The following is a 23,204-nucleotide window of genomic DNA, read 5'->3' as shown; positions in this document are numbered from 1 at the left end:
GTTACAGTCCGATCAGGACGCTTTTGCTCTTGCGGTTGGCGAGATAGGCCTCCCGTCCGAGATCCTTGCCGATGCCGGAGCGTTTGTAACCGCCGGTCGGCAGGATATGGTCGCGGGAGCGGCCATAACGATTGACCCAGATCGTTCCTGCCTGGATGGCGCGAGACAGGCGCATGACGCGCGAGATATCGCGGCTGAAAAGACCCGCGGCAAGACCGTAGGTCGGATGATCGGCGAGCGCCAGCGCCTCTTCTTCCGTCTTGAAGGTTTGCAGGGTCAGCACCGGCCCGAATATCTCCTCTGTGACAGCAGGGGAGGTCTGGTCGACATTTGCGATCAAGGTCGGCTGGTAGAAATAACCCGGACCGTCCATGATCGCGCCGCCCGTCAGGCATTCGCCGCCATGCGCGACAGCCGCCTGCACGATGCCGTCAATGCGCTGGCGCTGCACTTCGGAGATGATCGGCGAATACTGTGTTGCTTCGTCCCAGGTCGGGCCGGGCTTAACTGTCTTCATGCGAGCGATGATTGCGGCGGAAAGCGCCTCTGCGACACTCTCTTCAACGATGATGCGCGAGCCGGCAACGCAGGCCTGCCCGGCATTGGACAGAATATTGCCGGCGATCGCGGCGGCGGCTTTTTCGATATCGGCGTCTGCAAAAACCAGCTGCGGACTTTTGCCGCCCAGTTCCAGCGTCATGGGCTTGACGCCGGTACGCGCGATATTTGCCATGATGGCCGAACCTGCTGCCGTCGATCCGGTGAAGCTGACCTTGGAAATTTCGGGATGGCCGGTGATGGCATTGCCTGTCACTGGCCCGTCACCCAGCACGATGTTGATGAGCCCGGCGGGCAGCCCTGCCTTGATGGCCAGTTGCGCCATGAAAATGCTGGAGAAGGGCGTCATTTCCGATGGTTTCAGCACCACGGCATTGCCGGCTGCGAGTGCCGGGCCAAGCTTCCAGCCCGCCATGGACACCGGAAAATTCCAGGGCGTAATGGCGCCCACGACGCCATAGGGCTCGGTCATGATCATGCCGACGCTTGTATCGTCGGTCGGCACGAGATCACCGCCCTCCTTGTCTGCAAATTCGGCAAAGAAGCGGATCTGTTCGGCAGTGACGGCGATATCGCCGGCAATCAGGTGGCCCACGGGCCGGGTTGAGGAGAGCGCCTCGATTTTCGCCAGCGTCTCGGCTTCCTGCTCGATCAGGTCTGCCCAGCGTTGCAGCACCCTGGTGCGCTCGCGCGGGCGCACGCCGCCCCAGTTACTGCTCTTCAGTGCGGCTTTGGCGGTTTGCACCGCCTCATCGACAAGTGCCGCATCCGCCTTCGGGCAACCGGCATATTCGATACCGTCCGAAGGACGATGCATGTCAATGCCGTTTTTAGCCGGGATCAGCCGGTCGCCGATGAAATGGCCGATCGGCAGGGACAGGCTGTCTGGATCGAAGCTGAGCGTCATGGATGATCCTCTGTGGATATGCGCCAAAGCTACTCCCTGATGGCAAGCAGCATCGACCGACTGCGGCGGGGGCGGTGAACGAAAATCCTGTTTTGCTGGTGGCCCACAGCGCAATCTTCGGCGGGCATGAAGACCGCGCCGAAAACCTTGCGACGGGTCCGATCGAGGGCCGTAAATCCGGTCGAAAGGCATCCGGGCAGGATACCCATGTAAACCATGGCTGGCATCCACCTGCGGATTGCCAGCCATCGCTTTTCTCAAAAATGCCTCTCCATCAGCCGGGATGCCAGGCATGCTGTTCGGCAAATCATCCGTTCACGGTCACATAGATCTTGCGCACGGTTTCGATTGTCTTCCAGACGCCAACGAAACCGGGCTTCATGACGAAGCTGTCGCCCGCCGTGTAACGCAGCGGCGCGCCGCCCTCCGGTGTGATCTCGATAACGCCTTCGAGAATGTGGCAGAACTCGAATGTCTCGCCTTTGATCGAGCGGCTTTCGCCGGGGGTCGCTTCCCAGATGCCGGTATGCACGGTGCCATCACGGGCTTCATCTAGCGGCCAGGTTTTGAACGACGGGTCGCCGGCGATGAGGCGTTCGGGCAGGGCCTTGGAGGCTTTCGGTTCAAAGGTGGGATTGGTGTCGATGGTCTTGAGGAGAGACATGGGTGTCCTTTCTTGGAACGGTAGGATCAATATCCGCGGCTACGGTCAACGAGGCCGAGCGGTTCGAGACCGGATTCGTATCGTTTGATATTTTCGACGACGGTGCGGGCAGCGGAATGGGGCTGGGTGACGCTGGCAATATGCGGCGTCAGGAGAATTTTCGGATGGGTCCAGAAGCGGTGGTGTTTGGGCAGGGGCTCCGGATCGGTAACGTCAATCACCGCACCTGAAAGCCTATCGCTGTTGAGTGCATCGAGCAAAGCGTCATGATCGAGCTGTTTGCCGCGCCCGGCGTGAACCAGAGCAGCCCCTTCGGGAAGCATCCCCAGACGCTCGGCGTTCAGAAGCCCCGTGGTCTCGTCGGTGAGAGGCAGCAGGCAGACGAGAATATCGCTGGTGGAGAGAATGGATTTGAGGCCGTCGTCGCCATGATGGCAGGTGACGCCATCAATCTGACGCTGTGAGCGGCTCCAGCCGGAAAGCGGAAAGCCGAAAGGTTTCAGCCGCTCCAGCGCAGCAACGCCCAGCATGCCGAGGCCGAGAACGCCCACCCGGCACTCTTCCGCCTGACGCTGGGGCAGGGCATTCCACAGTTGCTGGCGCTGCTGGTTTAAATAGACCGGCAGGTTGCGGTGAAGGGTAAGTACGCCGAGGCAGATATATTCCTGCATCATGCGGATGATGCCCTCATCCACCATGCGTACGACCTTTACCGTCTCAGGGATCGCCTGGATGTGAAACTGGTCGACACCCGCGCCGATCGAAAACAGGACTTCGAGATTGCGATACCGGGCAATGTCCTGTGGTACCGTCCAGGTGATGAGGTAACGGACTGCGTCGGGATCGACGGTTGATGCATCCATCGAAAACGGCAGATCAGGCAGTGCTGCAGCTAGAGCCTGCCGGAAAATCTCGCCGCGCTTGGCGTCGGAATTGAAGAGAAAAGTCATCTGAAATCTATGCTTCCCGAAGGTTCAAGCCGTACAGCGGCTTGCGAGTGTTTCCAGCATCGACTGGCAGGCCGAAATTTCGCCCGTCGTTATGAACTCGTCCGGCTTGTGGGCGCGGCCGATATCCCCTGGTCCGCAGATGATGGCGTCGATGCCCGCCGCTTGGAACAGCCCCGCCTCCGTGCCGTAGCTGACGGCGGCGAGACAGGGGGTGCCGGTCAATTCCTCCAGAAGCAGAACAAGCGGAGCATTGGCTGCAAGCGAAAGCGCCGGATAATCGCTCATAGGCGTCCATTCGATATCGACACCCTTTGCTGCAAGAGCCTCGACGCTTGCGCGAACCGGCCCGAGCAGTTCAAGCGGCGATGTGCCGGAAATCGCCCGCGCTTCCAGCTCGATGGCCGAGAAATCGGGGATGATGTTGATCGCCTGGCCGCCCTTCATCGTGCCGATCTGCAGCGAGGAGTAGGGTGGCTCGAAAGTCGCTTCAAAGGGGCCTTTCGTCAGCTCATGTGCCGTCTCTACGGCCTTTGCCATGATACCGGTCATCAGGTGAATGGCATTCACCCCCTGATCAGGCCGGGACGAATGGCCGGAACGGCCACGGATGGTAATGCGAGCTGCTGCTTTGCCCTTGTGTGCACGAACCGCCCGCAAATTGCTGGGCTCGCCGATGATTGCGCCCGCCGGTGCGGCGCAAAGTTCAGGCAATCTGGCGAGAAGATGCGGAACGCCACGGCAACCCGCCTCCTCGTCATAGGAAAAGGCGATATGCACGGGACGTTTCAGCGCCATGCGCGAAAATGCAGGCGCCGCGGCGAGAACCGTAGCCAGAAAACCCTTCATGTCGGTGGTTCCGCGCCCGTAGAGACGATCATTTTCCGCCCGTAGCGTAAAGGGATCGGAAGACCATTCCGGCTCGCTGGCGGGCACGACATCCATATGGCCGGACAAAACATATCCGGCGCGATCGGCCGGGCCGAAGGTGGCGAAGAGGTTGGCGCGGTCGCCCTCCGGTCCCGCAAGCAGCGATACTTTCGCGCCGTGGCTTTCAAGATAATCGGCGATCCAGCCGGCAATATCGCCATTGGCGGTTCCAACGACCGACGGGAAACCGACGAGACGCTCAAGGATTTCGATTGCGTTCAATGGTCGTCTCCGCTGACCGGATTGTCATCCCGAAAGCTTAGAATGGACTGCGACGTTTATCTGCTGAAATGCGAATGATTTCGGTAGATTGTTGTGACCTTCCAGTGCTTTCAGAAAATTCGTGCTGGCGTAACCGGCTACCGTCGGATGTCGTGGGCTAGGCCGGGACCGGATGAAGGTTCTGAGCCGTAGGGGATGAGGGCCGTTGGTTATGGACCTGCTCAAAGTCGATAGTTTCGAGCTGCGGACCGTGGATATCGCGGACGTGGATGCCGATCATCTGCATGCACTCTCCATGGCCGTCGGATGGCGATATCACGCGAATGAATGGTGTTTTCTGCGGCAATGCGGCGTGGGTCTCGCTGCGCTCGATGAGATCGACCGTGTTGTCGCAACCGCGATGCTCTTTCCCTATGATCAGGGGTTTGCGACGCTCGGCATGGTCATTGTTTCGCCCCGTTTGCAGGGGCAGGGCGTAGCACCATGGCTGGTGCAGAAACTTGTCGCGAAATTTCCCACTGTCTCCCTGCGGTTGAACGCGACGGGAGCGTCGCGGCGGTTGTTTTCAAGGTTGGGTTTTGCCGGTGATACGGAAAAAGTATATCTGTTCCGGGGAAGGGCGAATTGCCTTTTCGAGATACCGCCGCCCGGCAGAAAACAACGAATAGAGCCGTTATCCGCAGGTCATCTGACTGATGTGGTGGAACTAGACCGGGCGGCTTTTGGCGTTTCGCGCCGGAACGTTTTGCAGCGACTTTTGACGCAGAATGCGGGTTACGGTGTGTTTGAGGCGGACCGTCTTACCGCTTTTGCGCTGCGCCGTGCGGCGGGGCGGGGCCACATTATCGGTCCGGTCGTTGCGGGTGCGGACATGGATGCGATTGCACTCGTAAGGCGGCATTTTACCGATCTTGACGATGAGCTGGTGCGTCTCGACACCATCAGCGACAACAATCTCTTTATTGATTTTATTGCGCAATCCGGCTTGGTGGTGATTGAAACCCTTACCACCATGTCCAAAGACGCACCTCAACCGGCGCCCTCCGGCGCTACAAAAATTTTCGCGTTGGCGGGTCCGTCTTTGTGCTGAGCTGCAGCACTATCGCAATTGACGCCCCGGCGCTTGCCCCTTATGTCAGAAAGCGACGGTTCCTGAAGCCGAAGGGCAAAGGGATTAATAGGGAACATGGTGCGGGTGATTTCTATCGCCCAATGCCGTGGCTGCCCCCGCAACTGTAAGCGGATTGCCGCTCATCCTCGTGACGCCTGAAAAGCGTCATGCCACTGCACCCTTCAAGGTGCGGGAAGGCAGATGAACGGCGCATATTCGTGAGCCAGGAGACCTGCCGTCATAATATTGACCATCGTTACGGGCGGGGATGCCCGGAAGAGGAGCTGATTATGACCTTTCCGTCCGCGGAAACGTATTTAGAGTCCCGTTCTCCATCTCCACACTTGTTGTCGCTCTGTCACTACGCGTTTTGACGCGCGGCCTGCGGATCACGCCACTTTATTTAGACTGGAGAACATATGTTTCATTTCAAACGCCTGCCGGTTTCCGCCGGTCTTCTGGCTGTCGCATTAGCGGCCTTGCCCGCCGGTGCCGCTCAGGCTGCCGAAACCGCCTATCCGCTGACGATCAATAGCTGCGGCCACGAAATCACCTTCAAGCAGGCGCCCGCCCGCACAGTATCGGTCGGCCAGAGCACGACCGAGGTTCTCTATCTGCTCGGCGTGGCCGACAAGGTGGTAGGCACGGCGCTGTGGATCGGCCCGGTTCTGAAGGGTTACGAAGACGCCAATGCCAAGGTGGAGCGGCTTGCCGACAATGATCCGAGCTTCGAGGCGGTGGTTGGCAAGAGGCCGGACCTCGTGACGACGCAGTTCCAGTGGCAGATCGGTCCCGAAGGCGTTGTCGGAACACCGGAGCAATTCGCCGAACTCGGTATTCCCGTTTATACCTCCCCTGCCGATTGCATGGGCAAGGACAATTCCGGCGGCGGCGACGGCGTGCGCAAGTCCGTTTTCACCATGGACCTGATCTACCAGGAGGTCCGCGACCTTGCGAAAATTTTCAACGTGCAGGATCGCGGCGAGGAAGTCGTTGCCGACCTGAAAAAGCGTGAGGAAGCCGCCCGCGCCAAGATCGCTTCGGCGAATGGCAAGATTTCAGCAGTCTTCTGGTTCTCCAGCGCCGAGCTGGATATCGATCCTTACGTGGCGGGCCGCAATGGTGCGCCGGGTTACATCATGTCCGCGCTCGGACTGAAGAACGTTATCGAAAGCGATGAGGAATGGCCGACTGTTGGCTGGGAAACCATCGCCAAGGCCAATCCGTCCGTGATCGTTGCCGGCAAGATGGACCGCCGGCGTTTCCCCGCCGATGACGTCGCCGTCAAGCTCAAGTTCCTTGCTACCGATCCGGTTGCCAGCATCATGCCCGCCGTCAAGGCGGCCCATGTCTTCGAAATGGACGCGCAGGCGATGAACCCGACCATCCGCACGATCGAAGGCATTGAAACGCTGGCCGAGGCGATTTCCACAGCCGGTCTCGCCAAGTGAACGGTCTTTCCGTCAATCTTGGCAGGGCGGGTCTGGCTTTTGCCGCACTCGCCCTGCTGCTCGTCGCGCTGATGGCCGGTGCGGCCATCGGCGAGACTGCCATTCCGTTCGACGTGGTGGCAAAGACCATTGCCAATCGTGTCTTCCATGCGGGTTATCCGCTGGAGCCGCTGGATGAGGGCATCGTCTGGAGTTACCGCCTCAGCCGCGCCGTTGTTGCCGCGTGCTGTGGCGCCTCGCTGGCGCTGGCCGGTGCGGTGCTTCAATCACTTCTGCGCAACCCGCTCGCCGATCCCTATATCCTCGGTATTTCCGCAGGCGCCTCAACCGGGGCCGTGGCCGTGGCGCTTCTGGGCTTCGGAGCGGGGTTCCTGACGATGCCGGCCGGCGCCCTGATCGGGGCTTTTGTGGCTTTTTCGCTTGTCAGCCTTCTGGCGGTGCGGGCAGGGCACGGCAACAGCGCCATCATCCTGGCGGGGGTCGCCGGTTCGCAACTGTTCAACGCCATGACGTCGTTCATCGTCACCAAATCCGCCAATGCCGAACAGGCGCGCGGCATCATGTTCTGGCTGCTGGGCAATCTTTCGGGCGTGCGCTGGCCGGATGTCTGGCTGGCTTTGCCGGTCAGTATTGCGGGTCTTGGGGTGTGCCTCTGGTACGCACGCGCGCTTGATGCTTTCGCTTTCGGCGGTCAGGCAGCAGCTTCGCTCGGTATTCCAGTGCGCCGGGTCTATGCGGTGCTGATCTCGGTTTCGGCGGTCATGACGGCAGTCATGGTGTCGCTGGTCGGTTCCATCGGCTTCGTCGGTCTCGTCATCCCGCATGCGGCGCGCATCTTCGTTGGCGTTCGCCACGGCATGTTGCTGCCGGTGACGGCGCTGACCGGTGCAATTTTCATGATCATCGCAGATATCCTCTCGCGCACCGTCATTCCGGGGCAGGTGCTGCCGATCGGCGTGATCACTGCGCTGGTCGGCGCGCCCGCCTTCGCCTTTATTCTCGGGCAGAAGAGAGGCCGGTCATGAAATTATCCGCCCATGATCTGCATTTCCATGCCGGCAATCTCGACATTGTGCGCGGTGTTTCGCTGGAGGTCGCCACGGGCGAGTTTCTGGGTATCATCGGGCCGAACGGTTCGGGCAAAAGCACGTTGCTTTCCATGCTGGCCGGCATTCGCATGCCGCGTCGGGGTCATGTCATGCTTGGTGAGGAACGGCTTGCCACATTCGGGCGGCGCGAACTTGCCCGCAGGCTGGCCTTTGTGGAGCAGCAGGCCGAAACCACCGAGCGCATCAGCGCGCGACAGGCCGTGGAACTGGGGCGCACGCCCTATCTCGGCCCGCTTTCCGCATGGTCGCCAAAGGACGACGCCATCGTCGATGCGGCGCTCGGAAATGTCGATATGGCGGACAAGGCCGAGCGAAACTGGCATCACCTTTCCGGCGGCGAACGCCAGCGCCTGCACATTGCCCGCGCATTGGCGCAGGAGCCGCATATTCTGCTGCTGGACGAACCGACCAACCATCTCGATATCGGCCACCAGATCGGTCTGCTCGATCTGGTGCGCAGGCAGGGACTGACGGTTGTGGCGGCGCTGCATGATCTCAATCACGCCGCCATGTTCTGCGACCGCGTCGCCATCATGCATCGCGGTGAAATGATCGCTGTCGGCCCACCGCGCGAGGTCCTCACCTCTTCGACCATCGCCGATGTGTTCGGGGTGCAATCCGTCGTCACCACGGATGAAAGCGGATTTTCACATATTCGTTTTCTGCCGGCCCACGGTGCGGCCGATCACGCAAGGAAAGCAACGGCACGATGATGAAATTGAAAAGACTTGTAAATCTCCGCTTTGGCGCGCGGCAGCTTTGCGTTTCCGCGGGACTTGCCATGGTTGTGGCCACAGGGTTTTCCATTCAAGCCGTAGCCGAGACCTTCGAGATAAAGATGCTGAACCGTGGCGAAAAGGGCTCCATGGTGTTCGAACCCGATTTTCTGGAGATCGCTCCCGGCGACCGCGTGCGCTTCGTGCCGAGCCACAAGAGCCATAATGCCGCGACGATCGATGGTATGGTTCCCGAAGATATTGAAGGTTTCAAAAGCCGGATCAACGACGAATTCGAGACCGGTTTCGAAAAGCCAGGCTTTTACGGCATCAAATGCTCGCCGCATTACGGCATGGGCATGGTCATGCTGATCAAGGTGGGGGACGCGGTTTTGCCGCAGAGCTACAGGACGGTAGAGGTCCCAGGCCGGGCGAAGCCGCGCTTTGAGGAGCTATTCGAGCGGGCGGAAAAATGAGGTCCCTGCATCGCGTTTTCATGCGTCATGCACGACTAGATCCGGCATCCAGCCAAGGCGCGTCTGCACCGTGAGAAACTATTATTAAGCGATCAAGGACTTGGTCGCACTGGACCCCGGATCACATCCGGGGTGACGGAGAGCTGGGCGGCAGCTTGGTGGCTTTGGTCGCCCTATCCCTTGCCGGACGTGTGCGGCTTCACGGCGCATATTGCATAACGGTGCTGCAATCCCCGCAAGATGCCTTTCAGCAGACTGAAATTTTTCGCCTGGGCACGATGAATGGCCTGAAGTTCCTGATCGATGGCAACGGGCTCGAAGCCGGTTTCACGCAACAGCGCTGCAACGTCACCAGCTCTTGCACCCTGTGAAAAATAGACCCGCGATAGAATGCTGTTGAAGGTGTTTTCCGGATCCGCCGGCTTGTGCGGCTGGTCCGGCTTCACAAGGCCGATGCTTTCCAGACCCGCCGCCAGCTTCTTGACCAGTCTTTCGCGCCAGCCGGTGTTGACGAAATCGCCATCGACGATCAGCAGGCGTCCGCCGGGTTTCAAGACACGGAACCATTCGGCAAAGCTTGCCTTCGGGTCCACCAGCGTCCAGACCAGATGGCGGGTGATGATGACGTTGGCGCTTTCGTCCGGCTCCATCGTGTTTTCGGCGTCGCCGACAAAAAAGCGGATATTGCGCCCGCGGGTTTTCGCTTTCGCCCTTGCAAGCTCCAGCATGGTTTCCGACCAATCCATGCCGGTGACCTGAAAACCGAGATCGTCCATCAGGTGCGAGATAACGCCGGTGCCGCTAGCCAGATCCAGCGCCTTGCGGCCTTCTCCCTGGCCCAGATGCTTCAAAACCAGCGCGTGCCAGGCCTTGCGCTCTTCTTCGGAGAAAATCTCATGACCCGGGGAAAGGTCGAAAGTCGCGGCGCGGCCGGACCAATAGGTTTTGATTTCGTCTCTCAGGCTGTCGTTTTTGCCATAGTGGATAGTGTCGATCATCGGTCTTCAGCTCACATACCGGTCAGTTAAGAATGGCTCTAAAACATAAAACTTGACTAGTATAGTCAGAAAATAATACAGCCGCGCCAGTCAACACTGGAGAGCAATATCCGATGCGCATCTCAGCCAAATCCGCGGCACTTGCCCTTGGCCTTCTCGTATCCGCAGCGTGGCCTGCATTGGCCGAAAAGGTCACCGTCAAGGATGTGACCGGCCGCGACGTGGAAGTCAATGTGCCCGTTTCGCATGTGATCCTCGGCGAAGGCCGTCAGATCTATTTCCTGGCGGCGCTCGACAAGGAAAACCCTTTCCAGCACGTTGTCGGCTGGCGCGACGACCTGGCGAAAGCCGACCCGGAAACCTATGCGGCCTATCTTGCCAAGTACCCTGATATTGCCAAGCTGCCGACCTTTGGCGGCATGAAAGACGGCACCTTCGACATCGAGCAGGCCATTTCGCTGAAGCCAGACGTGATCCTGATGAACATCGACGCGAAGACCGCGACGCAGGAGGCCGGTTACATCGAGAAGCTCGAAAAGGTCGGCATCCCGCTTGTTTACGTCGACTTCCGCGAAAAGCCGATGGAAAACACCGAGCCGAGCATGCGTCTGATGGGCCAGCTGACCGGCAAGGAAAAGATCGCCGAGGACTTCATCAAGTTCCGCGCGGACGCCATCGCCAAGGTCACCGATACGCTCGAAAAGGCCAATCCGAAGAAGCCCGTCGTGTTCGTCGAACGCGCCGGCGGTTATTCCGACGATTGCTGCATGTCCTTCGGAAACGAGAATTTCGGCAAGATGGTCGAACTCGCCGGCGGCATCAACATGGCCAAGGACATCATTCCCGGCACGTTCGGCAACGTCAATCCGGAACAGATCATCGCCTCCAATCCGGAACAGATCATCATCACGGGTGGCAACTGGAACGGTTATGTTCCCGGCGGCAACTGGGTCGGTGTCGGTTATGGCGCGGATATGAAGGAAGCCCACCGCAAGCTTGAAAACCTGACCAAGCGCCCGGCTTTCACCGGGGTACAGGCGGTCAAGAACGGCAATGTCCACGCCATCTGGCACCAGTTCTACAACAACCCGTATCAGTTCGTGGCCATTCAGGAAATCGCCAAGTGGCTGCACCCGGACCTCTTTAAGGATCTCGACCCCGAGGCGACCTTCAAGGAGCTGCATGCCCGCTTCCTGCCGCTCGACTACAAGCCCGGTTACTTTGTGTCGCTGAAGGACACGAAATAAGACAGGGACGGTGAAGGGGAGCGCCGTCCGATCGATGGATGAAGCCGCAGCCATGCGGCTTCATCATTTTCTTTTGGAACTAAGAGGACTTCTCATGCGGCTTAACGCTCTCAGGCATCTTGCGGTGCTGGCTTTGTCTCTTCTCGCTTTGCCGGCTTATGCCGGAGAAATCACCGATGTCACCGGACGCAAGGTCGAGCTGGACCTGCCGGTCAAACGTGTCATCGTCGGTGAGGCGCGCCAGATCCACGTCATCGCGGCGCTCAAGGGCGACCAGACCTTCGACACCATTGTCGGCTGGCGTGACGATCTCCTCAAGAAGGACCCTGACAGCTACGCCGCCTATGTCGAGCGCTTTCCGCAGATCGAAAAACTGCCGCGCTTCGGTTATGTGCCGCAGGGCGATTTCAGTCTGGAAACGGCCATTACCCTTTCGCCTGACGTGATCACCCTCAATCTGGAAGCGGAAAAATCCGCCAAGGAAAGTGGTTTCGAAGAGAAGGCCGCCGCCGCCGGAATCAAGATCGTCTATCTCGATTTTCGCATCGATCCCGAAAAGAACAGCGAAGCCTCGATTGAAATTCTCGGGAAAATGTTTGGCGCCCAAGAGCGTGCAAAGGAATTCATCGCCTATCGCCGTGCAGAAATCGCCCGCGTGACCGACCGGCTCGCCAGCGTCAAGGACCTGAAGCGTCCCGGCGTCTTCATCGAGCGCGCGCCCGGCATTTCCGGTGAAGACAATTGCTGCCGCACCTTCGGCCCGGTCAATTTCGGCGCGATGGTCGATCTCGCTGGCGGCCATAATATTGCCGACGGCATCATCAAGACGACGTTCGGCGATCTCAATCCCGAGCAGCTCGTCGTTGCCGATCCGGATCATGTCATCGTAACCGGCTCAAACTGGGCAGCTGAATCCGACATCAACCAGTTCGTTCCCGTTGGACGCGGAGCCGACATGGCTCTTTCCCGGAAAAGACTGACAAACCTGATGAAGCGCACGCCGTTTCCGGAACTGAATGCTGTCAAACAAGGCAATGTCCATGCCGTGTGGCACCAGTTCTACGGCGCGCCCTACGAGTTCTTTCCGATTCAGCAATTCGCCAAGTGGTTCCATCCCGAGCTCTTCGCCGATCTCGATCCCGAGAAGAATTTTGAGGACTTTCACCGGAAATTCCTGCCCGTCACCTACAAGCCGGGCTACTTCGCATCCCTCGAAAAAGGTTCGAATGAATGAGTTCGTTGAATGAAATCGCCGTTGGCGTAAGTGGGCGCGATCAATATCGCGCCCTTGCCGCACGAAGAATCGTTATTCTCTTCGGGCTTTTCATCGCCCTTTGTTTCAGTATGGCTGCCGACATGGCACTTGGTCCGGCGCGCTACACGATATCAGAAGTTCTGGCGACGATTGCCGATCCGGCTGCTGCTGCAAACCAGCTTCGGGTGGTGATATGGGATATCCGCATGCCGATTGCGCTGATGGCGGTCACCGTCGGCGCGTCGCTTTCGGTTGCGGGCGCACAGATGCAGACCATCCTGTCCAACCCTCTCGCCAGCCCGTTTACGCTCGGCATTTCGGCCGCCGCCAGTTTCGGCGCCGCGCTGGCCCTTGTTGGCGGCGTTGCGATCTTTCCCGGTGCCGTCCAGTATATGGTGCCGATCAACGCCTTCATCATGGCGATGATTGCCGCCCTGTTCATTCATTTTGCCTCGACGATGCGCGGCGTAACCGTGGAGACTATCGTCCTTCTCGGCATCGCGCTGGTGTTCACCTTCAATGCCGCATTGTCGCTGCTTGAATATCTGGCTTCCGAACAGGCGCTCGCCGCCGTCGTTTTCTGGACCATGGGCAGCCTGACCAAGGCCACGTGGGAAAAGGTCTATATCACCGGTGGTATTCTTCTCGTTACGGTGCCGATGTTCATGCGCAACGCATGGGCGCTGACGGCGCTTCGGCTGGGTGACGACAAGGCAGCCAGCATGGGCATCAATGTGCGTCGGCTGCGGCTGCAGACCATGCTGACGGTCAGCCTTCTGGCCGCGATTCCGGTTTCTTTCGTTGGTACCATCGGTTTCGTCGGGCTTGTCGGCCCGCACATAGCCCGCATGGTGGTGGGCGAAGATCAGCGCTTCTTCCTGCCGGGCTCGGTGATCTGCGGTGCGCTGCTGCTTTCGGCAACCTCTGTCATCAGCAAGATACTCATTCCCGGCGCAATTCTGCCAATCGGCGTCATCACGGCGCTGGTTGGCGTACCGTTCTTTTTCGCGCTCATTTTCGGCAACAGGAGACGCGCATGGTAGCGCTCGCATTGAAGGATGTCGGCGCTGCCTACGGCCGCACGACTGTTCTCTCCAAGGTCGGCATCGATACGCTGGAAAGCGGCAGTGTCACGGCGGTTATTGGCCCGAACGCTGCCGGCAAGTCCACGCTTTTCAAGCGCATCGCCAGCCTGATCTCCGGTCCCGGGCTTGTCGAGTTGTCAGATACGGCACGCGGCAACCGGGCCATCTGCTACATGCCGCAGGACACCGGCGCCAACGCCGTGCTGACGGTTTACGAATCCGTGCTTCTGTCCGCCAAGCAGGGCGGCGGGTGGCGTGTTCACGACGATGAGCTGTTTGAGATCGACGCTATTCTCAAGGCGCTGAAAATCCACGATCTCGCCTTCCGGGGGCTCGGCGAATTGTCTGGCGGTCAGCGGCAGCTTGTGTCCCTGGCGCAGGCGCTGGCCCGCAAGCCGGAGGTGCTGTTGATGGACGAGCCGACATCTGCTCTCGACCTCCACCGGCAGGTCGAGGTTCTGGGGTTTGTGACCGACCTTGCCCAGAAGACTGGCATGATCGTGCTGATCGCCCTGCACGACCTCAATCATGCGCTTCGTTATTGCGAGAATACGATGGTGATCGCGCGCGGCGAAATGGTGGTGAGCGGCAGCACCGAGACGGTGATAACCCCGGCCATGTTGCGCGATATCTACCGCATCGATGCGCGCATCGAACCCTGTTCGCAGGGCAGGCCGATGGTCATAGTCGACGGCGCTATCTGACGCTATCACACGACCCGGCCGCGCCTGCCGCCGGGTCTGCGAGTCTCTGGCTGTTGCAGGGCCGCGACCGCACAAATTCTTGATAATAATAGTCATGAATAGCTGTTCGGTCGAGAGTTTGGGTGCTAGAGGTTTAGACGGGAAAACTGCTTTGTCGTTTGGGGGCTTGCAGTTTCGTTTATCCTTGAAATTTCTCTCGGTTGAGACATGGGCATACGGGAAGATGACAAGCGTTATAACGCTTACGTCGCGCACAGGGTTGACCTGATCAAATACGCCACGCTTATTTTAGGGTCGCGGGCGGACGCGGAGGACGTGGTTCAGGAGGCATTCCTGAAATTCGTTCCCGAAGGTTCCGGCAATCCTTCCAACCTCAAATCCTATCTTTTCCGCATCGTCCGCAACCTCGCCCTCGATAATCGCCGCCGCAACCGGCAGGACCTGCGGGAGCGGCCCGACGATACCCCGTTCTGGGGCATACCGCAGGGTCACGGCACACCAGAAGAGCATGCCCTGTTCTGCGACGAGGTCCGGCAGATGCAGATTATTTTGGCCTCTCTGCCGGTCCAGGCGCGTGTGGCATTGGAAATGCATAGATTTGGCGGCTACAATATGGAAGAGATCGCCCGTCACCTCGGCGTATCCGTGGCTAGCGCCCACCGTCTGATTAAGAGTAGTATTGCCGCCATTACCAAAGAAATGCAGTAAAATAGCCTTTATTGTTTCATCTTGTGAAAAAAAGTTCTCCCTCAAACGTCTTTATAGCAACACGGAAGACGAGGCATCTCCTCCGCCCAGTCAAAGGAACTGACCGGCTCAATGACAATTGATCCCGATAAAAAAATAACATTGCCGACCGGGAAGGCGGAAGAGGCTGCCGACTGGCTGATACGCCTGCAGACGGGTTCGGCGGAACCGAGGCTGAAGGCGGAATTTGATCAATGGTTGGCTGCTTCGCCGGCAAATCGTCTGGCCTGGGAGCGGACATGCAAGACTTGGCGCAATCTCGGTCTGGTCGAGCCGGGTTTAAAGAGCCTCTGGGAAGACGCGCCGCACCTGCCTGGCGTTGCCGGAAAACAGGCATCGCGACGGCGCTGGTCCTTGCGGCATTATGCCGGCATGGCGGTGGCAGCAGTGTCTCTCTGTCTTGCGGTGCTGTTCGTTCCCACGCTTTTCGTCCATATCAAGGCCGAATATCAGACCAGTACCGCAGAGAGCCGCACCATAACCCTTGAAGACGGCAGCAGGGTGCAGCTTGCCGCGGCAAGTGCGCTTACCACTGATTTTGCCAATGGCCGCCGTAATGTGAAGGTGCTGAAGGGCGAAGCTTTTTTTGATGTCGTGCCGGATAGCGACCGTCCCTTTGTCGTGGAGGCGAAAAACCTGACCGTCCAAGTGCTCGGCACGGCTTTCGATGTCGACATGACGGATGGCGTGACGCAAGTCGCGCTTGCGCATGGTTCCGTGGAAGCTTCCTTCCGCAACGCGCCACCAACGCGGCTCGTTCCGGGTGAGATGCTGGTTGTCGACGCCTCCGGTGCAATCCGGAAAGAGACCGTTCCCGTCGAGGATATTGGTGGCTGGCGCAACGGCGAGCTTTACGTTGTGGATGCGACGATCGGTTCTGTCGTCGAGCAAATCCAGCGGTATCATCCCGCATGGCTGACGATGGCGGACAAGACGCTTGCAGAGCAGCGTGTGACTGGCTTCTACAATCTTCGCGATCCGGACCGTGCGCTGGAAGCATTGGTGGAACCCTATAAGGGCAAGGTTCATGCAATTGCCAATACTGCCCGCATCATCACCCGTTTCTGAAGCGCAATAAAACAAAAAATCGTATTTATTTTCAGTCGTTTATAAAAAATTCTCCGAAACCCTGAAAAAAACTGCCGAGGCAATCGTCTTTTTGTTGAGTAATCCGGTCAAGATATAGCCGGAGCGAAGACAGGAAGACAAAAGCAGCATGCGCCTCCAGATACGTAAGAACGGTTCAGGGAAAAACGCGGCAAAGCCGGCACGTATGACCGTGCTTTTGGCGACAACGGCGGTGGTCGTTTCAATGTCGGTACCGGCTTTTGCGCAGAGCGGACCGAATGCCGCCAATGGTCAGCGCTCCGGTGGTGAGCAGGGTGCAACGCGGCCTTTTAATATTCCCGCCCAGCCGCTGTCCTCCGTTGTCGGCGTTTTCGGGCGGCAATCCGGTCTGCAGGTTACGCTTGCCACACCGTCCGCCGGCAATGTGCGCACCAATGCCGTTACCGGCAGTTTTACGGTGCGGGATGCGCTGTCACGGCTTCTGGCAGGCACGGGCGTGAATTTCCGGTTTGCCGGAAATGGCAGAACTGTCGTCATCGGCTCGGACCAGGCCACTGCCGATCTTTCCAGGGCGGAAGGCACCACCGTTCTGGAAGAAATTACCGTGACGGGAAAAACCGGACGCAATTCCATTGCCGGCACCGGTTATCAGGGAACGCCCGACTGGGTTTATGAAACACCCGCCAGTGTCAGCGTCGTCAGTCGCGAGGCGATCCAGTCCGCCGGCGTGCGCAACACGCGCGATGTCTTCAACCGCGTCTCCGGCGTCTATGCCGGTGAGGGCAACGGCAGCTTCCCGACCGTTTCGCCCAATATACGTGGCTTGCAGGAAAGCGGCCGCGTGGTCGTCTCCATCGATGGTGCGCGGCAGAATGCGCAGCGTGGTTTCAGCACCGGTGGCGCCTCGATTTATTCTGCCAATAACGGCCAGGCCTATGTGGATGTGGCCTTCATCCGCGCCGTCGAAGTGGAAAAAATGACCAATGCCACATCCGGCAATGCCGGTTCGCTGGGCGGAAAGGTCGAGTTCCGCACCGTCAACGCCGTCGATCTCATCCCTGAGGGTGCAAACAAGGGCGGAGAGGTGAATGTTTCCCGCGGCACCAATGGTTACGATTTTCAGGGTTCGGTTCTGGCCGCAGTTCGTGAGCCGAATGGCCCTCTCTCCCTTGTTGCCGGTTACAGCCGCACGATCATGGATGAATACAAGATCGGAACCAAGGGTGAGGCCCGAAGCACCGCTTTGACGATGAAGGACCTGCTCGGCAGGGACGGTTGGTCGACATTTTTCAAGGGCGAAGGTGACTTCGGGGATGTGCAGACTTCGTTGTCATGGATGCACCAGCAGAATGACTTCGTGCAGGGTGCCGCCGAACAGATAGACCGGGAGAGCGTGCGTAACGACAGCGTCGTCGCGAAGCTGGACTGGGACCCCGAAAGCGAACTCATCGATTTCAAATCTTCGTTGTGGCTGAACGACAATATGACGCACGAACTGCGTGCAGAGCGTATTGGGTATGCCGCTGAGACGAATCTTGACATGGGCTTACGCAGTTTTGGCGTCAGTGTCGAAAACACCAGTCGCTTCGATACAAAAGCGGGTGCGTTAAGTTTAAATTATGGTGGGGAAGCATTTCGGGATATTGCATCGTCGATTGCCACCAGTTCCGCAATTAGCGAGAATCCCTCGTTCGCGAGTAGCTACACGGCTTTCAGTCCTGCCGGACGGCGTGATGTTGCCAGTCTGTTTGTAAACGGTGAATTAGAGCCCGCCGATTGGATCAAGCTGAGTGGCGGCGTGCGTTATGACTGGTCACGTCTGAAGGGATCGGCGACTTACTACAATCAGGTAACGGTTGCGACGGGTTCAAACCGTGTTGTAGGCGCGATAGACAATTATCTCACCTATGTATCGCAATACTCGCGGCCGACTTACGATCGTGTCTACGCGATCTGCACCACGGGTGTATTTGGTGGTCGCACTTTCACTGCGACACAGAGGGCAGGTTCCTGCAACACTCTGAACAACGTCTGGCCTGCAACCAGGGGTGAAATCATCAACGGCCAATGGCGGGATGCTGGAACTACGTATTTTGATACGACTTATTCGACGGAGTATCCCTCTTACGACGTGGAAATAGACCGTACCTACAGTGCCTGGCTGCCGTCCGCTACGATAGAACTGAAACCCGTTGACTGGTTCCGGCCTTATGCGAGCTATTCCCAGAGCCTGCGACCGCCGACAATTCTCGAGGCTTTTTTTGCCGGCGCACGCCCTGGAGATTCGGCCGGCTACGAATACGCCCCGAACCAGTCCCTGCGCGCGGAAAAAGCGACGACCTACGAAATCGGCGCGAATATGAGCTTTGACGGCGTGCTGCTGGACAACGATTCCGTCCGCATCAAAATGGCCGCCTTTCGCCGTGAGGTTAAGGATTATATCGCTCTCGGTTATCTCGTTACGGATCAGGTGGCGGATCGGACCTATACCAGCTTCGTCAATCTCGACGGCACGACCTATATGCGCGGCCTTGAATTCGAGGGCAATTACGATGCGCGAAGCTTCTGGCTTGGTGGCTCAGCGACGCTGCTGAAGACCGACTGGCCGGACAACACGCAGGTATTTTCCAACGGCACCACCACGACAAGCGGCGAGATTGTCGCATGGCCAGGCGATGTTGCGCCCAAGGTGAAGCTTACGTTCGATGGCGGCATGCGTTTCTTCGACGAAAAATTCTCTCTGGGTGCGCGGCTCAACCATGTCACGCCGACACAATCGCGGACGCTCGATACGGAGGGTAATCTGCGGGAGGTAACCGATCCCTACACGACGGTGGACCTATACGGCTCCTATGCCTTCAACGAAAAGGCGACGCTTCGTTTCGCGGTCAACAACCTGACCGACCGCAAATACATCCCGGCAGCCAGTGCCTATACCGCACCGGGCCGCACTTTTGTCGCGACGATGAACGTGAAGTTCTGATGCGCGGAAGAAATTCTCCGGGCTGGGGTTGCAGCCCGTCCCGGAGATGAAACGCCTTCGTCACATGACAAAGGTATCCCTATTGGCCAGCAAAGGAGTACACCTATGGCTACCACAATTCAACTGACGCAGTCTTCCTCCGACTTGATCGGTTACCTCAACGGTTGGATGAGCGGTTTCGGTTCGACCTATGGTGCGTTCTACGACGCTCAGACCAGCTCTCTCGCCACCACCACTATCGATCCGAACACGACCTATGAGGCGTGGGGCGATGGCAGCAACGGTGGCAAGGGCATTGTCATGAGCGGTGCCCTGCAATACTCCCAGGGCAACCTGACAGGTTCGGTCGACAGCATCGTTCTCGGCACCGGCTACAGCCAGTCCACCAGCGGCATCGCCGTCAGCCAGCAGGAACTGCTGATCGATCCCGACGGCTCCTACTCGCTCGCAGGCGCGCGCGATCTTCTCGATCTCGCCGTTTACCAGCTTGCCCGTTTTGGCTCGCTGGCTGGCTTCTATGACTACTTCGCGGCTACCGGCACTGTGATCGAAGACACTGCTTCCTCTAACACCCTTACGGGTTTTGCTGGTAATGATACGTTCGTTTTCTCTGGCGGCAGTGATGTTGTACAGGCTGGCCCGACCGGAACATACGGTTATCAGGACGGCACCGACAAACTGGATATTTCCGCTTGGGGCGCCGGAAGCATCGATGACGTCATTGTAGGCAGCAATGCAAACGGAGACGCAGTTATTGAAAACATCTTTGGCGGCGACAGCATCACTCTCGTTGGTGTAGATTCCAGCGTACTCGACGCATCGGACTTCATTTTCGCCAGCGCATCGGCGCTTGCCGCTTAAAGGAAAATCAGGCTGTGGGCTTTCAAAACCACCAGCAGACACCGCCGCAGTCCCTCACTGCGGCGGTTGTTTCGCCCCTTAAAAGCACGTTTTTCGGTGTGGCGCTCATCAGCGGTGTGGTCAACATCCTGGCGCTGACGTCGCCCCTGTTCATGCTTCAGGTTTACGACCGGGTGCTGGCCAGCGGCAGTCTGCCGACACTGGTCGGGATCGCCATTCTTGCGCTCGGCCTCTATGGCTTCCAGTGCCTGCTCGACATCATCCGCGCCCGGGTCCTGATCCGTATCGGCGAGGACTTCGACATGCGCTATTCCGGCAAGGTGCATGATGCGGTGGTGCGCCTGCCGCTCGTCAACCGTATGCCGGGGGACGGCCTGCAGCCGCTGCGCGATCTCGACAACGTGCGCGGTTTTCTGTCCGGCACGGGGCCCACCGCCTTTTTCGATCTGCCTTGGATGCCGCTCTACCTTGGCATATGTTTTCTGTTTCATTTCTGGATCGGCGTGACGGCTCTTGCCGGTGCCGTTCTGCTAATATCCCTCACCATCTTGACCAATATGTTCTCGCAGAAGCCGATCCGCGACACCATGGTTGAAAACATGGCGCGCAACCGGCAGCTGGAAGCCTCGCGCCGCAACGCCGAAGCCGTGCAGGCCATGGGGCTCGGCGGCCGGCTTGGCAAACGCTGGCAAATCTCCAACGAGGCTTATCTCGCCGCCAACCGCAAGGCGGGCGATGTGGCCGGTGGCCTCGGCAATATCGCAAAATCCCTGCGGATCGTGCTGCAATCGGCCATTTTGGCGGTCGGCGCATGGCTGGTCATTCAGCAGGAGGCCTCAGGCGGCGTGATGATCGCCAGTTCGATCATGATGGGTCGGGCTTTGGCGCCCGTCGATCTTGCCATATCCAACTGGAAGTCCTTTGTTGCCGCCCGCCAGAGCTGGGCGCGGCTAAGGGAGCTTTTTGCGCAGATGCCGGTAACGGCGACCGCAATGGCACTGCCGAAGCCTGAGAGAGAATTGAAAGTCGAAAACGTCACCATCATTCCACCGGGAGAGAGAAAACCGACCGTCGCGGGCCTTGGTTTCGTCATGACCGCCGGGAATGCGCTCGGTGTCATCGGCCCATCCGGCTCGGGAAAATCCACCCTCTCGCGCATTCTCACCGGAGCCTGGATGCCCGCCGCCGGTAAGGTGCGGCTTGATGGTGCGAGCTTCGATCAATGGGATCGCGAAGCCCTCGGCCGCCATATCGGTTATCTGCCGCAGGGCGTGGAGCTTTTCGACGGCACGATCGGCGAAAACATTTCCCGTTTCGAGGACAATCCCGATCCCGACGCAATCATTGCCGCTGCGAAAGCCGCCGGTGCGCACGAACTGATCCTGCGCTTCGAAAAGGGGTATGACAGCGATATAGGTGAGGCCGGTTCCGCGCTTTCGGCAGGACAACGCCAGCGTATCGGTCTCGCGCGTGCGCTTTATGGCGATCCCTTCATCGTCGTGCTGGACGAGCCGAATGCCAATCTCGATGCGGAGGGCGAAGCCGCCGTTGTCAGGGCGATTGCGTCGGTCAAGGCGCGCAACGGTATCGCCATCGTCGTCGCGCATCGGCCCAGCGCGATCGGTGCCGTCGATTTCATTCTGATGATGGAGGAGGGGCGGATGAAGGCCTTCGGTCCGCGCGACGAGGTTCTCTCGAAAGTGCTGCGCACTCCGAATGCTCAAGCGGCGAAAGGTTTCACCGCATCCGCGCACACGGTTTCACCATTGCGTGTCGTCGCGAATACCCAACCTAAGACGGTGGCGGTGGAAGAGAGCGGCGAGGAGAACAGGCAGGAAGGAGATACGGATGTCAAAAATTGACCAGCGCACGCAGGTGTCCCGCTCCATCCGCAAACATCTTCTTGCCGGTCTTGCCGCAAGCGTCGCACTGCTGGCCGGCGTCGGCGGATGGGCAGCGACGACAAATCTTGCTGGCGCGGTCGTCGCGTCCGGTCATCTTGTGGTCGATTCCTATATCAAGAAGGTACAGCACCCCAAGGGTGGCGTCGTCGGTGAAATTCTGGTGAGCGAAGGTGGCAGGGTAAAGGCTGGCGACGTCGTCATGCGTCTCGACGCCACCCAGACCCGCGCTAATCTCGCCATAGTGACCAAGCGGCTGGATGAGCTGAGCGCGCGCATGGCAAGGCTGGAGGCCGAACGGGACGATCTGCCGGAACTCGTTTTTCCACAGGCTCTGGTGGCGCGCAAGGACGATCCCGATGTCGCTTCCGCCATGCGCAGCGAAACCAGGCTGTTCGAATTCCGCAAATCCTATCGTGAGGGGCGCAAAGCGCAGCTTGTGGAGCGTATCACTCAGTTCGAACATGAAATCGAAGGATTGAGGGCACAGGAAATCGCCTACGACAACGGGCTTGCGGTTTTGCAGGCTGAGATCACCTCGCAGAAATCCTTACGGGAGCAGGGCATCGTGTCCGTGCAGCGGCTGAACAGCCTGCAAACCCAGGCCGCGACATTTGGCGGTGAGCGTGGCGAAAAAATCGCCTATCAGGCGCAGACGGCGGGCAGGATCACCGAAACGAAACTGCAGATCCTGCAGATCGATCAGGAACTGCGCACCGAAGTGGGCCGGGAACTGCGCGAGATACAGGCGCAGATGGGTGAATATGTTGAGCGGAAGGTCGCTGCGGAGGACGAGCTGAAGCGCATCGATATCATCGCGCCGCAATCCGGCATGGTGCATGAAATGGCGGTGCATACCGTGGGTGGCGTGGTGACGCCGGCCGACCCGATCATGCTCATCGTGCCTGATGGGGACGAACTGGCGCTCGAGGTGCAGATCGTGCCGAAGGATATAGACCAGTTGCAGGTAGGGCAAAAAGCGATGCTGCGGATGACCGCGTTCAACCAGCGCGTCACGCCGGAACTGGAAGGCCATGTCAGTCGCATCGCCGCCGATATCACCACCGATCAGAGGACCGGCCTCTCCTATTATCTGGCGCGGATTTCCATACCGGTTGCCGAGCGGGAAAAGCTGAACAATGCGCCGCTGATGCCGGGCATGCCTGCCGAGGCGTTCATCCAGACCAGCGAGCGCACAGCGCTTTCCTATATCGCCAAGCCGCTGACGGACCAGATCAACCGCGCCTTCCGGGAAGAATAGCGG

20 protein-coding genes and 1 riboswitch are annotated in these 23,204 nt (G+C 58.9%); of the genes, 15 read left to right on the top strand and 5 right to left on the bottom strand.

Annotation, left to right across the window (positions count from 1 at the left end; genetic code table 11):
- Window position 1: 1 nt before the first annotated feature.
- The 4 genes from FB593_RS10390 to argE form a co-directional block, all read right to left on the bottom strand.
- Window positions 2–1,465 (bottom strand): aldehyde dehydrogenase family protein, encoded by a 1,464-nt coding sequence (locus FB593_RS10390; protein WP_003511064.1) that lies wholly within the window; start codon window positions 1,463–1,465, stop codon window positions 2–4.
- A 307-nt stretch (window positions 1,466–1,772) separates the two neighbouring features.
- A complete protein-coding gene (locus FB593_RS10385; RefSeq protein ID WP_019564733.1) occupies window positions 1,773–2,129 on the bottom strand; it encodes a cupin domain-containing protein in 357 nt (118 codons plus the stop codon).
- A gap of 26 nt (window positions 2,130–2,155) precedes the next feature.
- A complete protein-coding gene (locus FB593_RS10380) occupies window positions 2,156–3,079 on the bottom strand; it encodes a 2-hydroxyacid dehydrogenase (RefSeq protein WP_060642319.1) in 924 nt (307 codons plus the stop codon).
- Between the two features lie 24 nt (window positions 3,080–3,103).
- On the bottom strand, window positions 3,104–4,228 hold the full coding sequence (gene argE / locus FB593_RS10375) for an acetylornithine deacetylase (protein ID WP_145166535.1): 1,125 nt from the start codon (window positions 4,226–4,228) through the stop codon (window positions 3,104–3,106).
- Between the two features lie 211 nt (window positions 4,229–4,439).
- On the opposite strand from argE, the gene FB593_RS10370 reads away from it, so the two are divergent.
- The 5 genes from FB593_RS10370 to FB593_RS10350 all read left to right on the top strand — a co-directional run bounded on the left by FB593_RS10370 (window position 4,440) and on the right by FB593_RS10350 (window position 9,091).
- The gene (locus FB593_RS10370; protein WP_060642317.1) at window positions 4,440–5,318 is read left to right on the top strand and encodes a GNAT family N-acetyltransferase; all 879 of its coding nucleotides are present in this window, start codon (window positions 4,440–4,442) and stop codon (window positions 5,316–5,318) included.
- A 39-nt stretch (window positions 5,319–5,357) separates the two neighbouring features.
- Window positions 5,358–5,594: riboswitch (cobalamin riboswitch) on the top strand.
- Window positions 5,595–5,758: 164 nt separating this feature from the next.
- Complete coding sequence (locus FB593_RS10365; protein ID WP_013761640.1) at window positions 5,759–6,790, top strand: ABC transporter substrate-binding protein; 1,032 nt, start codon at window positions 5,759–5,761, stop codon at window positions 6,788–6,790.
- Window positions 6,787–7,815, top strand: coding sequence for a FecCD family ABC transporter permease (locus FB593_RS10360; RefSeq protein ID WP_003511052.1), 1,029 nt, complete (start codon window positions 6,787–6,789; stop codon window positions 7,813–7,815). The genes FB593_RS10365 and FB593_RS10360 overlap by 4 nt, the downstream gene beginning before the upstream one ends.
- Complete coding sequence (locus tag FB593_RS10355; RefSeq protein ID WP_035199503.1) at window positions 7,812–8,612, top strand: ABC transporter ATP-binding protein; 801 nt, start codon at window positions 7,812–7,814, stop codon at window positions 8,610–8,612. Before FB593_RS10360 ends, FB593_RS10355 begins: the two co-directional genes overlap by 4 nt.
- On the top strand, window positions 8,609–9,091 hold the full coding sequence (locus FB593_RS10350) for a pseudoazurin (RefSeq protein ID WP_060642316.1): 483 nt from the start codon (window positions 8,609–8,611) through the stop codon (window positions 9,089–9,091). Before FB593_RS10355 ends, FB593_RS10350 begins: the two co-directional genes overlap by 4 nt.
- Window positions 9,092–9,264: 173 nt before the next feature.
- On the opposite strand, the gene FB593_RS10345 is transcribed toward FB593_RS10350, so the two are convergent.
- Window positions 9,265–10,089: a class I SAM-dependent methyltransferase gene (locus FB593_RS10345; protein ID WP_060642315.1), complete on the bottom strand. Its 825-nt coding sequence runs from the start codon at window positions 10,087–10,089 to the stop codon at window positions 9,265–9,267.
- Window positions 10,090–10,202: 113 nt separating this feature from the next.
- Between FB593_RS10345 and FB593_RS10340 the strand changes: the two genes are divergently transcribed.
- From FB593_RS10340 to FB593_RS10295, 10 genes are all read left to right on the top strand, one after another.
- Window positions 10,203–11,336, top strand: a complete 1,134-nt coding sequence (locus FB593_RS10340) for an ABC transporter substrate-binding protein (RefSeq protein WP_060642314.1) — start codon at window positions 10,203–10,205, stop codon at window positions 11,334–11,336.
- Window positions 11,337–11,430: 94 nt separating this feature from the next.
- Window positions 11,431–12,570 carry an ABC transporter substrate-binding protein gene (locus tag FB593_RS10335; RefSeq protein WP_060642501.1) on the top strand — a complete coding sequence of 380 codons (1,140 nt, stop codon included), beginning with the start codon at window positions 11,431–11,433 and terminating at the stop codon, window positions 12,568–12,570.
- On the top strand, window positions 12,567–13,634 hold the full coding sequence (locus FB593_RS10330; protein WP_019564724.1) for a FecCD family ABC transporter permease: 1,068 nt from the start codon (window positions 12,567–12,569) through the stop codon (window positions 13,632–13,634). Before FB593_RS10335 ends, FB593_RS10330 begins: the two co-directional genes overlap by 4 nt.
- Window positions 13,628–14,380, top strand: a complete 753-nt coding sequence (locus FB593_RS10325; RefSeq protein ID WP_003511038.1) for an ABC transporter ATP-binding protein — start codon at window positions 13,628–13,630, stop codon at window positions 14,378–14,380. Before FB593_RS10330 ends, FB593_RS10325 begins: the two co-directional genes overlap by 7 nt.
- 207 nt (window positions 14,381–14,587) lie before the next feature.
- Window positions 14,588–15,088: an RNA polymerase sigma factor gene (locus FB593_RS10320; protein ID WP_013761633.1), complete on the top strand. Its 501-nt coding sequence runs from the start codon at window positions 14,588–14,590 to the stop codon at window positions 15,086–15,088.
- A gap of 111 nt (window positions 15,089–15,199) precedes the next feature.
- Window positions 15,200–16,195 (top strand): FecR family protein, encoded by a 996-nt coding sequence (locus tag FB593_RS10315; RefSeq protein ID WP_060642313.1) that lies wholly within the window; start codon window positions 15,200–15,202, stop codon window positions 16,193–16,195.
- 148 nt (window positions 16,196–16,343) lie between these two features.
- Window positions 16,344–19,178, top strand: coding sequence for a TonB-dependent receptor (locus FB593_RS10310; RefSeq protein ID WP_060642312.1), 2,835 nt, complete (start codon window positions 16,344–16,346; stop codon window positions 19,176–19,178).
- Between the two features lie 105 nt (window positions 19,179–19,283).
- Window positions 19,284–20,039 (top strand): hypothetical protein, encoded by a 756-nt coding sequence (locus tag FB593_RS10305; RefSeq protein ID WP_145166534.1) that lies wholly within the window; start codon window positions 19,284–19,286, stop codon window positions 20,037–20,039.
- 14 nt (window positions 20,040–20,053) lie between these two features.
- Window positions 20,054–21,901, top strand: a complete 1,848-nt coding sequence (locus tag FB593_RS10300; protein WP_060642311.1) for a type I secretion system permease/ATPase — start codon at window positions 20,054–20,056, stop codon at window positions 21,899–21,901.
- Complete coding sequence (locus FB593_RS10295) at window positions 21,888–23,201, top strand: HlyD family type I secretion periplasmic adaptor subunit (RefSeq protein ID WP_060642310.1); 1,314 nt, start codon at window positions 21,888–21,890, stop codon at window positions 23,199–23,201. The genes FB593_RS10300 and FB593_RS10295 overlap by 14 nt, the downstream gene beginning before the upstream one ends.
- Window positions 23,202–23,204 lie beyond the last annotated feature (3 nt).

It is taken from the genome of Rhizobium sp. SJZ105, from assembly GCF_007828365.1.
GTDB lineage: Bacteria > Pseudomonadota > Alphaproteobacteria > Rhizobiales > Rhizobiaceae > Agrobacterium > Agrobacterium tumefaciens.
Note: the sequence above shows the minus strand (reverse complement) of the source record. Positions and strands in the feature narration are given on the sequence as shown.

Bases quoted from the DNA above. Each gene is read 5' to 3' on its own strand.
- FB593_RS10345 (WP_060642315.1), bottom strand. From the start codon at position 10,089: ATGATCGACACTATCCACTATGGCAAAAACGACAGCCTGAGAGACGAA.
- FB593_RS10325 (WP_003511038.1), top strand. From the start codon at position 13,628: ATGGTAGCGCTCGCATTGAAGGATGTCGGCGCTGCCTACGGCCGCACG.
- FB593_RS10390 (WP_003511064.1), bottom strand. From the start codon at position 1,465: ATGACGCTCAGCTTCGATCCAGACAGCCTGTCCCTGCCGATCGGCCAT.
- FB593_RS10315 (WP_060642313.1), top strand. From the start codon at position 15,200: ATGACAATTGATCCCGATAAAAAAATAACATTGCCGACCGGGAAGGCG.
- FB593_RS10305 (WP_145166534.1), top strand. From the start codon at position 19,284: ATGGCTACCACAATTCAACTGACGCAGTCTTCCTCCGACTTGATCGGT.
- FB593_RS10385 (WP_019564733.1), bottom strand. From the start codon at position 2,129: ATGTCTCTCCTCAAGACCATCGACACCAATCCCACCTTTGAACCGAAA.
- FB593_RS10335 (WP_060642501.1), top strand. From the start codon at position 11,431: ATGCGGCTTAACGCTCTCAGGCATCTTGCGGTGCTGGCTTTGTCTCTT.
- FB593_RS10310 (WP_060642312.1), top strand. From the start codon at position 16,344: ATGCGCCTCCAGATACGTAAGAACGGTTCAGGGAAAAACGCGGCAAAG.
- FB593_RS10365 (WP_013761640.1), top strand. From the start codon at position 5,759: ATGTTTCATTTCAAACGCCTGCCGGTTTCCGCCGGTCTTCTGGCTGTC.
- FB593_RS10355 (WP_035199503.1), top strand. From the start codon at position 7,812: ATGAAATTATCCGCCCATGATCTGCATTTCCATGCCGGCAATCTCGAC.
- FB593_RS10380 (WP_060642319.1), bottom strand. From the start codon at position 3,079: ATGACTTTTCTCTTCAATTCCGACGCCAAGCGCGGCGAGATTTTCCGG.
- FB593_RS10330 (WP_019564724.1), top strand. From the start codon at position 12,567: ATGAGTTCGTTGAATGAAATCGCCGTTGGCGTAAGTGGGCGCGATCAA.
- FB593_RS10340 (WP_060642314.1), top strand. From the start codon at position 10,203: ATGCGCATCTCAGCCAAATCCGCGGCACTTGCCCTTGGCCTTCTCGTA.
- FB593_RS10320 (WP_013761633.1), top strand. From the start codon at position 14,588: ATGGGCATACGGGAAGATGACAAGCGTTATAACGCTTACGTCGCGCAC.
- FB593_RS10295 (WP_060642310.1), top strand. From the start codon at position 21,888: ATGTCAAAAATTGACCAGCGCACGCAGGTGTCCCGCTCCATCCGCAAA.
- FB593_RS10370 (WP_060642317.1), top strand. From the start codon at position 4,440: ATGGACCTGCTCAAAGTCGATAGTTTCGAGCTGCGGACCGTGGATATC.
- FB593_RS10350 (WP_060642316.1), top strand. From the start codon at position 8,609: ATGATGAAATTGAAAAGACTTGTAAATCTCCGCTTTGGCGCGCGGCAG.